Annotated in this window: 12 protein-coding genes; 8 read left to right on the forward strand and 4 right to left on the reverse strand. The window is 42.6% G+C overall.

Annotation, left to right across the window (positions count from 1 at the left end):
* Positions 1-96 precede the first annotated feature (96 nt).
* The 4 genes from tkt (at position 97) to CRO21_RS05260 (ending at position 4683) form a co-directional block, all read left to right on the forward strand.
* Complete coding sequence (tkt, locus tag CRO21_RS05245) at positions 97-2082, forward strand: transketolase (RefSeq protein ID WP_097078283.1); 1986 nt, start codon at positions 97-99, stop codon at positions 2080-2082.
* 271 nt (positions 2083-2353) lie between these two features.
* Complete coding sequence (locus CRO21_RS05250) at positions 2354-2941, forward strand: IMPACT family protein (RefSeq protein ID WP_097078284.1); 588 nt, start codon at positions 2354-2356, stop codon at positions 2939-2941.
* Between the two features lie 171 nt (positions 2942-3112).
* Positions 3113-3742 (forward strand): acyltransferase, encoded by a 630-nt coding sequence (locus CRO21_RS05255; RefSeq protein WP_097078285.1) that lies wholly within the window; start codon positions 3113-3115, stop codon positions 3740-3742.
* Between the two features lie 98 nt (positions 3743-3840).
* Positions 3841-4683, forward strand: a complete 843-nt coding sequence (locus CRO21_RS05260; RefSeq protein ID WP_097078286.1) for a universal stress protein — start codon at positions 3841-3843, stop codon at positions 4681-4683.
* Positions 4684-4825: 142 nt separating this feature from the next.
* Here CRO21_RS05260 and CRO21_RS05265 read toward each other — a convergent pair whose 3' ends face one another.
* A complete protein-coding gene (locus CRO21_RS05265) occupies positions 4826-5527 on the reverse strand; it encodes an O-methyltransferase (RefSeq protein WP_097078287.1) in 702 nt (233 codons plus the stop codon).
* Positions 5528-5838: 311 nt separating this feature from the next.
* Between CRO21_RS05265 and pheA the strand changes: the two genes are divergently transcribed.
* The 4 genes from pheA to CRO21_RS05285 all read left to right on the forward strand — a co-directional run bounded on the left by pheA (position 5839) and on the right by CRO21_RS05285 (position 10726).
* Positions 5839-6939 (forward strand): prephenate dehydratase, encoded by a 1101-nt coding sequence (pheA, locus tag CRO21_RS05270; protein ID WP_097078288.1) that lies wholly within the window; start codon positions 5839-5841, stop codon positions 6937-6939.
* A gap of 48 nt (positions 6940-6987) precedes the next feature.
* Entirely contained in the window at positions 6988-8103 is a 1116-nt protein-coding gene (hisC, locus tag CRO21_RS05275) for a histidinol-phosphate transaminase (RefSeq protein WP_097078289.1), read from the forward strand.
* A 6-nt stretch (positions 8104-8109) separates the two neighbouring features.
* A complete protein-coding gene (locus CRO21_RS05280; RefSeq protein ID WP_097078290.1) occupies positions 8110-10362 on the forward strand; it encodes a bifunctional prephenate dehydrogenase/3-phosphoshikimate 1-carboxyvinyltransferase in 2253 nt (750 codons plus the stop codon).
* 70 nt (positions 10363-10432) lie between these two features.
* Positions 10433-10726: a chorismate mutase gene (locus tag CRO21_RS05285; protein ID WP_097078291.1), complete on the forward strand. Its 294-nt coding sequence runs from the start codon at positions 10433-10435 to the stop codon at positions 10724-10726.
* A 194-nt stretch (positions 10727-10920) separates the two neighbouring features.
* Here CRO21_RS05285 and CRO21_RS05290 read toward each other — a convergent pair whose 3' ends face one another.
* The 3 genes from CRO21_RS05290 to ptsP are packed head-to-tail and all read right to left on the reverse strand — an operon-like array spanning position 10921 to position 16448.
* Positions 10921-12654 carry a fructose-specific PTS transporter subunit EIIC gene (locus CRO21_RS05290; RefSeq protein ID WP_097078292.1) on the reverse strand — a complete coding sequence of 578 codons (1734 nt, stop codon included), beginning with the start codon at positions 12652-12654 and terminating at the stop codon, positions 10921-10923.
* A 4-nt stretch (positions 12655-12658) separates the two neighbouring features.
* Positions 12659-13591 (reverse strand): 1-phosphofructokinase, encoded by a 933-nt coding sequence (gene pfkB, locus CRO21_RS05295; protein ID WP_097078293.1) that lies wholly within the window; start codon positions 13589-13591, stop codon positions 12659-12661.
* A gap of 4 nt (positions 13592-13595) precedes the next feature.
* On the reverse strand, positions 13596-16448 hold the full coding sequence (gene ptsP / locus CRO21_RS05300; protein ID WP_097078294.1) for a phosphoenolpyruvate--protein phosphotransferase: 2853 nt from the start codon (positions 16446-16448) through the stop codon (positions 13596-13598).
* Positions 16449-16587: the final 139 nt, after the last annotated feature.

The raw sequence follows: 16587 nt of genomic DNA on the forward strand, positions 1-16587 counted from the left end.
TGCTTTACCCATCTGATTTTTTTTAGGACAATATGCAACATCTCTTTGTAGTCCTGTCTACAAAACCCACTGAGTTAAAATTTTGGAATCTGATCTATGACAACCCCACTTAACGAACGTCGTATTGCCAACGCAATTCGTGTATTGGCGATGGATGCAGTACAGCAGGCAAATTCCGGCCATCCGGGTGCGCCAATGGGTATGGCTGATATTGCTGATGTGGTCTGGCGTGAGTTTTTAAATCACAACCCGAGTAATCCACAATGGGCCAACCGTGATCGTTTTGTATTGTCTAATGGTCATGGTTCAATGTTGCAATATGCATTGTTGCATTTAACTGGCTATGATTTATCTATTGAAGATTTAAAACAATTTCGTCAATTACACGCTAAAACACCGGGTCATCCAGAGTTGGGTTATGCACCGGGGATTGAAACCACAACCGGACCTTTAGGTCAGGGGATTGCCAATGCTGTGGGTTTTGCCATTGCAGAAAAAACACTGGCTGCACAGTTTAATAAAGCTGATTTAACTGTTATTGATCATTATACCTATTGTTTCTTGGGCGATGGCTGCTTAATGGAAGGTATTTCCCATGAAGTCTGCTCACTGGCCGGAACATTAAATCTGGGTAAACTGGTGGCGTATTATGACGACAATGGTATTTCGATTGATGGTGAAGTTGAAGGCTGGTTTAGTGATGATACTGAACAACGCTTTCACGCCTATGGCTGGCAAGTTCTTCGTGTAGACGGTCATGATATAGATGCCATTCGTGAGGCAACGCTTACTGCCAAAGCCGAAAGCAATAAACCGACATTGATCATCTGTAAAACAGTGATTGGATTAGGTTCACCAAATAAACAAGGTAAAGAAGACTGTCATGGCGCACCATTAGGTAAAGATGAAATTATCCTGACTCGTGAAGCATTAGGTTGGAATGAAGATGCATTTGTTGTTCCGGCAGAGATCTATGCTGCATGGGATGCCAAAGCCAAAGGACAGCAATCCGAACAGGCTTGGAATGAAATTTTTGCACAATATCAGGCAAAATATCCAACCGAGGCAGCAGAATTAAAACGCCGTATTGCTGGTGATTTACCGGCAGACTTTGCTGCACAGGCAGACCAATTTATTGCCGAAACCAATGCCAAGGGCGAAACCATTGCAACACGTAAAGCCAGTCAAAATACTTTGCAGGCATTTGGACCATTGTTGCCTGAATTACTGGGCGGTTCTGCCGATCTGGCAGGTTCCAACCTGACCTTGTGGAAAGGGTGTGAAGGTATTCAGGATAATCCTGCCGGTAATTATATCCATTATGGCGTACGTGAATTTGGCATGACTGCAATTGCCAATGGTTTAGCGTTACATGGTGGTTTTATTCCTTATGTCGCAACATTCCTGATGTTTATGGAATATGCACGCAATGCAGTGCGTATGTCGGCATTGATGAAACAGCGTGTGATTCATGTTTATACCCATGATTCTATTGGTTTAGGTGAAGATGGTCCTACACATCAGCCGATTGAACAGATTGCTTCGTTGCGTGGTACACCAAATTTAAATACATGGCGCCCGGCGGATACCGTTGAAACAGCGATCGCTTGGAAATCTGGCTTACAGCGTCAAGACGGTCCAACTGCACTGATCCTTTCCCGTCAAAACCTACCATTCCAGAATCGTACTGCCGAGCAACTGGATAATATTGCCAAAGGTGGTTATGTATTGGCTGCTGAAAAAGGTGAGTTAAAAGCCATTATCATTGCAACAGGTTCGGAAGTGGACTTGGCAATGCAAGCCTATGCTGAGCTTGATGGTGTACGTGTGGTTTCTATACCATGTGCTGAAATCTTTGTACAACAGGATGCGGCATATCGTGAGGCAGTGTTACCGGCACAAGTTCGTGCCCGTGTTGCAGTAGAAGCTGCGCATGTCGATTACTGGTGGAAATTTGTCGGTCTGGATGGTAAAGTGATTGGTATGACTACGTATGGCGAATCTGCACCAGCCAAAGACCTGTTTAAACATTTTGGTATTACCAAAGATGCTGTCGTTGAGGCAGTGAAGGCTGTCATTTAAAATATCCGTGATGTATTTACCACCGAGCTTTTGGGGAGTGTGTGCCACCAAAGTTCTCTGGCAATTTTTGTCGTCAATGGCGATAAAAATTGCTAAAAGATATTCAATGTTTATAAGGTAATATTTTGATATACCATATAATTTTATCTATTTAAGATTGGGTCTGTTGATTTAACTTTGTGGTATGCTCTTATTCTGCGGATTTATAGATACAAGAAAAATCATAATTTTTGTATAATCGGTTCACAAATTTATTTTATTTATCATTTTTATGGCATTTACCATTGCAGCATTGGTCGAATTTGAACAAGAAATTAAAAAAAGTCGTTTTCAGGGCTTTGCGGTCCCTGTACAGTCCGAACAAGAAGTCAAGGACTTTTTGCAGTGCAACAAGGACATCAGTACCACACATCAATGTTGGGCATGGAAAATAGGGCATGATGTGCGTTTTAATGATGATGGTGAACCCTCTGGTACCGCAGGACGTCCCATTCTTGCCAGTATTGAAGGCAATGATTTAACCAATGTTCTGGTTTTGGTTAATCGCTGGTTTGGCGGGATCAAGCTGGGTACAGGTGGGCTGGTTCGGGCATATGGCGGTTGTGCCGGGCAAACCTTGTTACTGGCAGAAAAAATAGAACTTATTCCGACCAAAACTGCACAACTGACGTGCCATTTTTCTGAATGGGCAAAATTACAATATGAATTAAATCATCAGCAGATTGAGTATCAGGAAGATTATCATGCAGAAGGTGTGACATTGCTGTGTGATTTAAAGCTGGATCAGATTGCTCCGCTGAAACTGTTTTTACAGGATTTGACTAGAGGACGCGAACAATTGCATGTACTTGACGAATAGGTATTGTGCGTCCTCTCTTGCGAGGCAATGCCTCTCAGGACGCGAACAATTACATGTACTTGATGAATAGAGTTATGCGTCCTCTCTTACGAGCTTGCGAATGAAAAATATATTTCATAAAGTTCGTCACTCTCAGGACATGAACAATTAAGAATTTTTAAGGCACAAAAAATGATTGAACATCATGATCCTTTATTGAAATATCGGGAACAACATAAACATCGTCTTAACTATATGCCGTGGCTATATTGGAAATTAAAGCCTAAACATTTGCAATGGGCTAGCGCATGGCAGCAGGACTATCAGGCATATTTACAGGATATGGAAGATATCGAGATCGGTGAAGATTGTTTTATTTCGCCACTGGCACATATTTTTGCTGAACCGGGGCGTAAAATTAAAATCGGTGATCGTTGTTTTATCGCAGCAGATTGTGTCTTACATGGACCTTTAACGCTTGGCAATGAGGTGGCAATTAATCATCACTGTACACTAGATGGTGGTCGGGCAGGGATTCATATTGCCGATCAGGCACGTTTGGCTGCTTATACGCATGCCTATGCCTTTAATCATGGTATGAAAATACAGGCACCGATTTATGATCAGGCAGTCACGTCGAAAGGAATTTATATTGGTCGAGATGTCTGGATTGGTGCCGATGTTGGTATTGTCGATGGGGTGAAAATCGCCGACTATGCAGTGATTGCAATGAATAGTATGGTGACCAGAAGTATAGAGCCTTATTCTATCGTGGCGGGAAATCCAGCCAAGGTCATTGGTGATCGACGCGATAAAAAGTAAATACATTCGGCAGGTTACAGAAACACATAAAAAAAAGATGTGATCATTAAACTTTTGTCTTAGTATAAATAGAATTAGATAAAAAACAGGAGACTGTGATGAAACGTGTCATTGCCTGTATCGATGCTTCACCGTGTGTCAATGCAACTGCCGAAGCTGCGGCTTGGATTGCACAAAAAACACAACGTCAGCTCGTTTTGCTACAAGTATTGGATTATCGTCCTGCCAGTTATCATTTGGGGGAAATCAGCGGGGTAATTGGTTTTGAAAGCAATGCCATGTTGCTTAAAGAGTTGGCCGATTTGGATGAAAAGCAATATCAGCTTGCGCAGCAATATAGTGATGATTTACTGCATTATATTTCCAAACTGATTGAAGATAAATTTTCTATTCATCCGCATATTATCCAGCTGAGAGGGGAATTCCTCGAACAGTGTTTCAATGAACTGACAGTTGATGATATTGTTGTTGTGGGTAAGATTGGTGAAAATGCTGCGGAAAATAACAAACCTGTTGGCAGTAATGTAGAAGGCTTAATTCGGGGAACTAAATCTACTGTTTTAACCGTTGGTGAAAAATTTACCCCGCCCAAAAACTTTCTCTTTGCCTATGAGTATTCGCCGATTTGTCAGTCCATGCTGAAACGGATTGGACAAAGCGATTTGCTCAAGGATTTAACCTGTCATCTGGTCTATGTTGGCGATCAAAATGGTATTTTGGATCAGGCTATTGATTATTTGAACTTTGCTGGTATAAAAGTACATGCAGAGTATCTATATGGGGATGTGGCGCAAACCTTGCTGGATTATCAAAAGCAGCATGAAATTGGGCTCATGGTGATGGGTGCATTTAGTCATAGTAAATTGCATCAGTTCTTTTTGGGTAGTACCACCTTAAAAATTTTTAAAGAATCAGATGTACCGATGCTGGTTACCCGTTAAATACTGAAAAGTTTTACACAGTTATCCTCAAAATGTGTGGATAACTGTGTTTATAAAAGCCTACAGCCCTTATGTTTATTGGTGTTGTATTGGGTTGGTTAAAAAGTGGCTGCTAGCCTGAGATATGCTGATTTATCGTGCGTTATTTAACAATGGCAAGCGCAAAACCATCATAACCTTTGCTACCCACTGTTTGTAAAGCGGTACACGACGTAATTTTTGGATGATTTTGTAGGGCAGTAAATAAATCTCTTAACCCGGTAATGCTAGGTTTCTGATTCTCGGGATTAATAATTTCAGCGGCACGGATGACATTATCCATCACGATCACGGTGCCAGAATGGGAATGAGCGAGACATAATTCCAGATATTCGGGATAGCTTTGTTTATCGGCATCAATAAAAATAAAGTCAAAAGGGGCGGTATCTGCGGGTAAACTGCGAATTACATCGGCAGCACGGCCAAGTCTCGCATCAATTTTATCGGCATAACCTGACGCATCAATATTTTCTTTTGCTAGGGCAATATGGGTATCCCGTCCTTCAATGGTCAGGATATAACCATCTTCTGGTAATACCTTGGCCATATAGATTGTACTATATGCTGCAAAAGTACCTAATTCCAAGACACGCTTGCATTGATTCATTTGAATCAACATTGCTAAAAGCATGCCTTGATTAGAAGCAACATGTAAATGACCAGGCAGGCCACATTTTTCGGTATGTAGTAGGGTTTTTGTCAGGATCGGATCTGGTGCAATCAGATGTTGTTCAATGTATTCATCGACAGCTGTCCAGGTGTCTTGTGTAGTCTGATTGGATATCGTGTTGTGAATCTCTGACATATTCTGGTTAAGCAGTTTTAAAAAGATGACGTATTCTAAACCTTCTCTCTTAAGAAATGTATAGGCCAATCTGTGATCCTAAATAGTTTAATAAATTTTTATTTTTAATGAATCAAATGGATTCCTGACGATAGTTAAAGCTGATTAAAAATCATGTAAAGCATTTTACAGGTTTTTTACTAGTACTCAGCCAGAACCGATATCAGCTTGTTGTAAAAATAGACAATATTTTATTCAGAGGGCTTGGTAAGCAAGATTTTAGTGTATAGCCTTGCTATACTGTGCGGTAAAATTGGTGAAGGCAAATCAAGATGCAACAAGATAAGGACACAGCTTTGGATCTCCAGCAAATTCGTCAAGAGATTGATCAAGTCGATGAACATATTCAACAATTATTAAATCAACGTGCCAAACTTGCAGAAACAGTTGCCAAGGCAAAATTTGCCAATGAAACTAATCCAATTTTTTATCGTCCGGAACGGGAAGCGCAGGTATTGCGCAAGGTGATGGAGCGTAATACCGGCCCATTATCCAATGAAACCGTGGCACGATTGTTTCGTGAAATCATGTCTGCCTGTCTGGCACTTGAAGCACCGCAATCGATTGCATTTTTGGGGCCTGTGGGCACATTTACCCAAGCCGCAGCCATCAAGCATTTTGGTCAGGATGCGATTACCAAGCCGATTGCTTCTATTGATGAGGTATTCCGTGAAGTAGAATCAGGTTCGGCGCATTATGGCGTGGTGCCTGTTGAAAATTCATCAGAAGGCATTGTCAATCACACACTGGACTGTTTTAAAGCCTCACATTTGCATGTGATTGGTGAGGTGGAATTACCGATTCATCATCAATTTTTAATTTCAAGCAATACCCGTAAAGACAGTATCAAGCAGATCTATGCACACCAGCAAACCTTGGCGCAATGTCGTCACTGGCTGGATGCTCATTATCCTGGTGTAGAGCGTGTTGCCTTAAGTTCTAATGCCGAAGCTGCCCGCCGCATCAAAAATGAATGGCATTCTGCGGCAATTGCCAGTGATGTGGCTGCACAGATTTATGAGCTGGAAATTTTACATGCCAATATTGAAGATAATCCTGAAAATACCACACGTTTTCTGGTGATTGGCCGTGAAAAAGCAGCAAAAAGCGGACATGACAAAACTTCATTATTGATTTCTGCACATGACAAAGCTGGTGCATTGCTGGAAATTCTAGCGCCATTTGCCAAGCACAACATTACCTTAACCAGTATCGAAACACGTCCGGCTTTACCGGAAAAATGGGCCTATGTTTTCTTTATCGATTTAAAAGGTCATGTTGAGGATGACAATGTAAAACATGCTTTAGATGAAATTCGTCCGCATGTCAAAGAGTTAAGGGTTCTGGGTTCTTATCCAATTGCAGTGTTATAGGCCGTTCCATAAGATCATTATTGTGCAAATTTTAGCGAGTTTTATATCATGACATCTACATTCACGCCAACGCGATCTGAAACCATTACAGTTGCAAATCAGGGTATTGAACGACTCAAACCGTATCAACCGGGTAAACCGATTTCTGAGCTGGAACGCGAATTAGGCATTCATGATATTGTCAAACTGGCGTCCAATGAGAATCCATTAGGTTGCTCGGATAAGGTCAAACAGGCAGTAATTGATCAGGTGGCTGAAATTGGACGCTATCCTGATGGTGGCGGTTTTATTCTTAAAGACCAGATTCATAAACAGTTTGGTTTTGAGCATGATCAGATTACGCTCGGTAATGGCTCGAATGATTTACTGGAAATTATTGCCCGTACTTTTGTCTCAGAACAAGACTCTGTGATTTATAGCCAGCATGCGTTTGCGGTCTATGCGTTGTTGACACAAGCCATTCATGCACAGGCGATTGAAGTACCAGCCAAAGATTTTGCACATGATCTCGAAGCGATGGCAGCGGCGATTCAGGACAATACCAAACTGATTTTTATTGCCAATCCAAATAATCCGACAGGTACATGGTTTGAAGAAGCGGAATTTGTGCAATTTATGCAAAGAGTTCCTGCGCATGTAGTTGTGGTACTGGATGAAGCTTATGTGGAATATTTCCCGGAAAACTTTAACAGTCTTAAATTTTTAGCACAGTATCCAAATTTAATTGTAAGTCGTACCTTATCCAAATGTTATGGACTGGCAGCATTACGGGTTGGTTTTGCACTGGCATCTGTACAGATCACCAATTATTTAAACCGGATTCGTCAGCCTTTTAATGTCAATCATCTGGCGATGGTGGCAGCCGTAGCTGCATTACAGGATCAGGATTTTATTGAAAAATCCCGTCAGGTCAATAAAGCCGGTATGGCGCAATTACAACAAGGCATTGAACAATTAGGCTCAAGTTATGTGCCTTCTCGTGCCAATTTCTTATTGATTAACATTGATGCTGATCCGGCTCAAACCTTTAATGCTTTGTTAAAGCAGGGTGTGATTGTGCGTCCGGTTGGCATTGACAAACATATTCGGGTATCGATTGGTACAGAAGCCGAAAATGCCAAGTTCCTGACAGCATTGGCAACTGTGCTTGGTGATAAGGAATAAGGATCGATGTCGCAAGCTGTATTATTTGAAAAAGTTGCTTTTATTGGTCTGGGTCTGATTGGTTCAAGTCTGGCGCGTCTGATACAGGCGCAGCACCTGGCAAAGTCGGTGGTGGCATCAACACGTTCGGCCAAAACCTTACAGGATGCCAAACAACTGGGTCTGATTGATGCAGGTTTCCATGATGCAGGTGAAGCAGTTAAAGGTGCTGATTTAATTGTACTGGCTTTACCTGTACAAGCCACGCAATCTGCACTGGAAAAAATTAAACCCTTCTTGCGTGAAGATGCCATTATTACTGATGTCGGCAGTACCAAAGGTAATGTGGTTGATGCAGCCAAGGCAGTATTTGGTGAAAACCTGCCTAAAGGTTTTATTCCTGGGCATCCGATTGCCGGTAGTGAGCATAGTGGTGTACATGCAGGTAAAGTTGATTTATTTGCCAATCACAAAGTCATTCTAACGCCATTACAAAGTAGTGACAAAAAAGCAGTACAGAAACTTATTCAGCTTTGGCAAGCAGCCCAAGCCGAAGTGATCTGTATGGATGTGGATCGTCATGATGAGGTGTTGGCACATACCAGCCATTTACCCCATTTAATGGCGTTTAATCTGGTTGAGCAACTGGCAAGTCGCAAGGATAATCTGGATATTTTTCGTTATGCTGCCGGAGGATTCCGTGATTTTTCCCGTATTGCTGCCAGTGATCCGCAGATGTGGCATGACATCTTTTTTGCCAATAAAAAAGCAATTTTAAATGCTGTTGCAGGATTTGAACAGCAGTTACAACAATTCAAGCAAGTGATTGAAAACGAAGATTCACAAAAATTAATGGGAATGTTAGGTCATGCCCGTGCTGCACGGCAGCACTTTAATCACATGCTTGCCAACCAACCCCTGATGGAGAACCATACTGTGACACAACAATTCACGATTTTGCCGGGCACACAAAAATTTGAAGGCAAATTTACCGTACCGGGTGACAAGTCTGTGTCACATCGTTCGATTATGTTTGGTGCGATTGCCGAAGGCACCACACACGTCACTGGTTTTCTGGAAGGCGAAGATGCACTGGCGACCTTACAGGCATTTCGTGATATGGGTGTTTCGATTGAAGGCCCCAAAAATGGTGAAGTGACCATTCATGGCGTGGGTATCAATGGCTTAAAGGCACCGGCTAGTGCTTTATATATGGGCAATTCTGGGACCAGTATGCGTTTGCTTTCCGGTATCTTATCGGCACAACAATTTGATTCTGTCATGACGGGTGATGCTTCCTTATCCAAACGTCCGATGGAACGGATTGCCAAACCACTACGTTTAATGGGTGCAAAAATTCAGACCACCGGTGAAAAAGGTACGCCGCCTGTCAGTATTACTGGTAGTCAGCACCTACAAGGTATTCATTACGATTTACCGATGGCATCGGCACAGGTGAAATCCGGTATTTTACTGGCAGGGCTTTGGGCGAATGGTAAAACGTCTGTTACAGAACCGGAACCGACTCGCGATCATACCGAACGCATGTTACGTGCTTTTGGCTATGAGGTAAAAACCGAAGGTAATAAAATTTCACTCACAGGTGGCGGGAAGCTGATTGGTACGGATATTCAAGTACCTTCCGATATTTCCAGCGCGGCATTTTTTATGGTCGGTGCAGCCATTACCCAAGGCGCAGATATTATTCTCGAAGCGGTCGGGATTAATCCAACACGTACCGGTGTCATTGAAATTTTAAAACAGATGGGTGCAAACCTTACAGTTGAAAATGAACGCATTGCCGGTGGTGAACCGATTGCCGATATTCATATTCGTGGTACCCAGACCTTAAAAGGCATTCATATTCCGGAAGATCAGGTGCCTTTGGCGATTGATGAATTTCCTGCATTATTTATTGCAGCTGCCTGTGCAGAAGGTGAAACAGTATTGACTGGTGCGGCAGAATTGCGGGTTAAGGAATCTGATCGTATTCAAGTGATGGCTGATGGTTTAAAACTATTAGGCATTCAATGTACGCCAACAACAGATGGCATTATTATTCAGGGTAAAGGCAAAGCAGGCGATTGGTCACCAGTATTTGCTGGTGGACAAATCGAATCACATCATGACCATCGGATTGCCATGAGTTTTAGTATGGCCGGATTACGTGCTGCCGAGCCGATTACAATTGTGGGTACAGAAACCGTGGCGACCAGCTTCCCAACCTTTACTGAGTTGGCAACACAAGCAGGGCTATTGTTGCAAGTGAGTAATCAATAAGAGTTTTGGGTTAAATGTCGCATAGTGACTCATTTGAGAATCTATGCGACTATATGGTTGATAGCATTTTATGATGAAAATTTGTGATAATCTTGATGAAGTAAGACAAGAAATAGACGGGATTGATGCACAAATTATTGCATTGATTGCGGCAAGAGAAAAATTTGTCTTACAGGCTGCAAAGTTTAAAAAAGATACAGATGCGGTAAAAGCCCCGAATCGGGTTGAGCAAGTGATTGCCAAAGTAAAAGCCAAGGCGCTAGATTTGGAAGCCAATCCAGATGTGGTGGAAGTGGTTTATCGAACCATGATTGATGCGTTTATTCAACAGGAATTATTGGCGCATAAAGCGCTTAAAAAGTGAGTATAATTTTAATAGAAAATTTGCAACAATGACTTAAAAATTTTAGATTGATCTTAAAAAGTTATGCTGGTTTATAGTTATTATTGTATTTTTGATGGAATTTACTTCTTTGATATGATGTGAGTTTGATTGAAAAAGAGTCCAGCATTAGGCATGTTTGGACTCTTTTTAATGATCATCTTAGTTTTTTACTATTATTTCACCTCAACCATTGTATTTGTAACAAGCAATGGTTTTTTAAGTAAGGCATAAGAAATTCCAGTAACAAGACTTCCGGCAGCAATCGCAATCAAGTAAAGTAGGGCATGATTAATCGCATTTGGAATTAATAGAACGAATACACCACCGTGCGGTGCCATCAATTCACAATGAAATAATGCCACCAATGCACCAGTGAGTACACCGCCGGCAATGCTGCAAGGAATAACACGCATTGGATCTTTTGCTGCAAATGGAATGGCGCCTTCAGAAATAAAACAAAGTCCCAGTACAAAGGCAGCTTTACCTGCATCACGCTCGGCTTGATTAAATTTATTTCTGGCAATCAAGGTGGCAATCGCCAAACCTATGGCTGGCACCATACCACCTGCCATGGTTGCTGCCATTGGCATATAGGTTTGTGTGGTGAGCAGTCCGACAGTAAAGGCATAAGCCGCTTTATTAATCGGACCACCTAAATCCACGCACATCATACCAGCCAGAATCATACCCATTAATACGGCATTGGTGGTACCCATACTATTGAGAAAATTCTGCATCACTTCAAAAATTTGTGCGACAGGCTGCCCAACCACATAAATCATCAACAACCCCACCAGCAAACTGGTGAGTAATGGGATAATCAGAATCGGTTTTAAAGCCTCTAAACTGCTGGGTAATTTGATCTGTTTTGCAAATAATAAGGCCAGATAGCCTGCCAAAAAGCCGGATACAATCCCACCAAGAAATCCAGCTTGCAGTTCTGTTGCCAGTACACCGCCGATTAAACCGGGTGCAAGGCCGGGACGATCAGCAATCGAGTAGGCGATATAGCCGGATAACATCGGCACCATCAGTAAAAAGGCAGCATCACCAATCTGTTTTAATGCCGCTGCCAATGTTCCAGCTTCCTTAAAGGCATCAATACCAAAACAGAAGGATAGGGCGATAAGTAAACCGCCTGCCACAACCATCGGTAGCATAAATGAAACACCTGTGAGTAAGTGTTTATACACGCCGATTTTTTCTTTTTTCTCGCTCGTGCTATCGCTATTTGTGGCATTTTGTTGTTTGCCTGATTCTAAAACCTTGGCTTCTTTGATCGCATTTTCAAAGGTTTTATCAGTTTGTTTCAGGGCGAAACCTGTACTACAGCGGTAGACTTTTTTACCAACAAAGCGATCGATATTCACTTCGATATCGGTGGCTAGAATCACAATATCGGCTTGTTCAATCACTTGATCAGATAAAATATTTTTTGCACCGACTGAACCCTGCGTTTCGACCTGAATCTCATAGCCGTGTTTGGTTGCACCTTGCTGGAGGGCTTCTGCTGCCATAAAGGTATGGGCGACACCTGTAGGGCAAGCCGTAATTGCAACAAAACGCTGTGCTCCTGATGTTGTAGTCTGCGTATTTTGAAGGAGTTCATCAATGCTGCTGGTATGCGCTAATGCGTATTGCAATGCTTGATTTGCATCTTGCTGGACATCTTTAATGGCAATGACGGCAACTTTTTTATCTTTTAAGTCTTGTGGAAGGTTACTTTGCTGACCGACAAAAACAATGACATCAAAAGCATTTAGATCCAGTGCATCAATATCTTGGCTAACTTGTGCGTCAAAACCTGATGTTGTTGCGATAGAGCTAAGTTTTTTGGCACAAATTAAAGCATCAATGGCGTGTTTGGGGGAATTTGCAATAAATAATATTTGTTGAATCGCTTGCATGATCTTAATTTAACTCCTTGGTGGAGATGTTTTGTTTCAAATCTTCAATCAAGGATAAATCTGAAAGATGAAAACCGATTTGGGTGACGGCATGACTGGCAATCGCAGTTGCTGTGGTCAAGGTTTTTTCTGGTGTGGTTTGCGCCAATAAGCCATGAATCATGCCTGCCAATAAAGAATCACCGGCACCTACGGTACTGATGACCTGAACTTTCGGTGCTGTGGCATGTAACGGATGCTGTGGATGCAACCAGTTCACACCATATTCACCCATCGATACCACAATATTTTCAATCTTGGCATCGAGTTTGGCAAACAATTGTTGTTGTTCGGCGGCAGTGGTGGCGGGCAGTTGGTAGGTTTCAGTCAGTTCATCACTATTGGGTTTGATGAGCCATGGATTGGCGGCAATTGCTGCACTCAAAGCATTGCCACTACTATCAACAGCAACTTTTTTGCCTTTTGATTTTAACCAAAGGATGAGTTGCGTGAGTTCTTCCGGGCTAAATCCTTGTGGCAAACTGCCTGAGATCACCACAACATCAACCTGATCCAGTACTGCTTCAATATTTTGCTGTAATTGTTGCTTTGCCTGTGCATCGACCCAGAAGCCTTTGCCGTTGATGTCGGTCATGCATCCTGATTGTTCGGCAATTTTAATGTTCTGGCGGGTTTCCCCAGCAATATAGACAAAATGGTTGTCAAAGTTTTGTGCAGCAAAATGTGTGTCAAAGATTTGACGGTTATCTTGTCCGAGAAAACCACTGATGATCAGTTCATGTCCGAGATCTTTGAGTACCTGAGCGACATTCAACCCTTTGCCTGCGGCATGGCTCTGTAGGGCATGATGTCGATTGACTTCACCTACTTTTAAGCTGTCGAGTTGCAGCGTAATATCAATTGCAGGATTTAAGGTAATGGTTAAAATTTTTGCCATGTTGTTAGGCTCCCAAAGCGCGAACAGATGTTGCACTGTCACACTGTAATGCTTGATGAGCGAGTGTCTGACAATCTGTAAAATTAAGTTGACGGATTTGTGCTTTTACCAATGGAATGCTGGTACTGGACATACTCAATTCATCTACTCCAAGTCCCATCAGGATTGGCACTGCTTTGGGGTCGGCAGCAAGTTCACCGCAGATACCCACCCATTTGCCATATTGATGGGCAGCCCGTACGGTTTGATCAATGAGTAATAAAATACTCGGATGTAAGCCATCTGCTTCGGCAGAAAGTAATGGATGTCCCCGGTCAATCGCCAGCGTATATTGCGTCAGATCATTGGTGCCGATACTAAAGAAATCGACTTCCTGTGCCAGAATCGGTGCCAGTAAGGCAGCCGAAGGGACTTCAATCATGATGCCGACTTGTAGATTTTTACAAGGATATCGCTGGCGTACTTCATCTAAAATGGCTTTGGCTGCACGCCATTCTTCTACACGGCCAATCATGGGGAACATGATGCGTAAAGGCCGATCATCCGCAGCTTTTAATAAAGCAATCAATTGTTGCTGTAATAATTCCGGTTTTCTCAAGGTGAGACGAATACCTCTTAAACCCAGAAATGGATTTTCTTCACTAGGAAGCGGTAAATAGGGCAGTGGCTTATCACCCCCGACATCTAGTGTGCGGACGACAAGTGGACGACCTGCCAGTGTATCCAATACTGTGCGGTAATCCGCTTGCTGAATCTCTTCACTTGGTGCATTTTGATGCGCCATAAATACCAGTTCGGTACGTAATAGACCAATCGCTTCGGCACCATCATTTACCGCTTGTTCGGTGGCATGGATATTGCCGATATTGGCTGCAATTTCAATCTGATGCTGATCAAATGTAATCGCAGGCGCCATACAGTGTTTTTCTGCTTCAAGACGAAGGGCATGTTGGCGTTCACGCTCAAGAATTGCCTGTTCAATCAGCGCGGCATCCGGCTGTATGATAAATTCGCCGCTATCGCCATTGATCAAGACAGTTTCATTGTTTTGAATGTCTAAAACACGTGAGCCTGCGCCAACAATGGCCGGAATGCCCAATGCTCGGGCAACAATGGCACTGTGCGCACTTGCACCGCCAACAGCAGTTAAAATCCCGGCTACACGCTCTTTATTTAAACGTGCCACATCACTTGGTCCGACATCATGCATGATTAGTATATAGGGTGAATCAGGTGCAACCTGTTCTTCCACACCGCATAAATGTGCCAGAATACGCTCACCAATATCGCGTAAATCGGCAGCACGTTCGGCCAGTAAGCGATCCTGTAAGGCTTCCTGTGCCTGTGCTGCCGATTCAATATAATCATGCCAGGCCGCAGCCGCAGACAGACCCTGTTTTAAGCCTTTTTGCACATTGTGAATGAGTTCCGGATCATCAAGCATTTCCAGATGTGCCGTGAAGATCTGCTTGATGTCATTCACATCAGTTTTGGCAATCAATTGATAAATATTATTTTTAACCGTGTGCAAAGCAATATCGAGTTTTAGGCTTTCATCCTTGATATTGCTTGCCAATCGTGGGTAATCATATTGACGTGGCTTAATCACATAAGCCGGACCATAAGCTAGTCCGGTTGAGGCGGCAATACCGTGTGTCTTGGCATCTGTATCTGCATCAGACTCAAACGTCAAAATTTCAGGCTGTGTATTTGTAGTATTTTGCTGTGTATCAATGGGTTGAATTTCTTCGCCCAGACCGTGCTGGACTGCGGCAATGATCTGACTTAATCCTTGTACTGCATCGCTATCGGGTTCGGCAATAAAGGTCAGGTGTTGTCCACGTTGACAGCCCAATGATAAGAGTTTGGTCAGACTTTTGGCAGAAACAAAGGCACCACCATCGACTTGAACATGTATTTCGCCCTGAAATTTTTTGGTGAGATTTACCAACTGGGTGGCTGGTCGTGCATGCAGGCCATGGGCATTGGCCAATTGTACGGTTTGCGAGGGCCAATCCGGAATAATATCTGCACCAATCAACTGTGCAAGTTGATGTGCATCCTTTTCTGTATTGATTTGAGAGGATTGCTCCGGATTGAAAAAAATATCCAATAGCCGATTCAGCTGTGAAAGATCCATTTGATCATTGCTTGCAATACAGACCAGTGTTTGTAAATTTTTATCCTGATACTGTATCGGGGATGCTGATTGTACAATCGCAATTGCTGGACTTAAAACCTGTTGATGTGTGCTAATCGACCAGATTTCTTCATTGAGCTGTATTAGGTGTTTGGGGTTAAGTGCACTTAGAAAACCACATTCAACATAGTGATGTTGTTTTAAGCGTTGCGTTGCCTGCCAAAAAAAATCTTCAATGTCCTGTGCGGCAACTTGCGTGGCAATCAGTTGTTCATGCAATGCCAGTGTTGCAGGCTGTGCCTGTAATAGCTCGACCAGTTGTTCTGGTGTGTTTGCAGCCTGAATTTGTTGTGATATATCTTTATTTAGGGCTTTGGTTAATAATTGTAAGACCTGCAAATGCTCATCGGATTTTGCGGCAATTACCACAGCCAGATAAATTGTATTTTCGCCATCCCAAAGTACGCCATTGGGAAAGTGTGCCAGTCGGATGCCTGTTTGCTGAATATACTGCCTCGATTGTGGCGTACCATGTGGAATGGCGATGCCTTGTCCTAAATACGTTGGACTTTGTTGTTCACGTGTGGTTAGGCCATCGAGGTATTCGGCACTGACCAGTTGATCTTCTACTAAAATATCGACTAGACACTGTAATGCTTGCGCTTTATCGTCAGCATGTTGATTCATTCGAACATGTTGTATATCTAGTGCTAACATAAAGATTCCTTGAAAATATAAATCGAAAGAAAGGGCGTGATCAAATCTGGCAGGCGCATTGCCATGAACTTCACTTCATCTTGTGGTATTCACGCCGCATATGATGAAATTTTAATTTAAAAGCACAATTATTTAATAA

It is taken from the genome of Acinetobacter puyangensis (assembly GCF_900096995.1).
Classification (GTDB): domain Bacteria; phylum Pseudomonadota; class Gammaproteobacteria; order Pseudomonadales; family Moraxellaceae; genus Acinetobacter; species Acinetobacter puyangensis.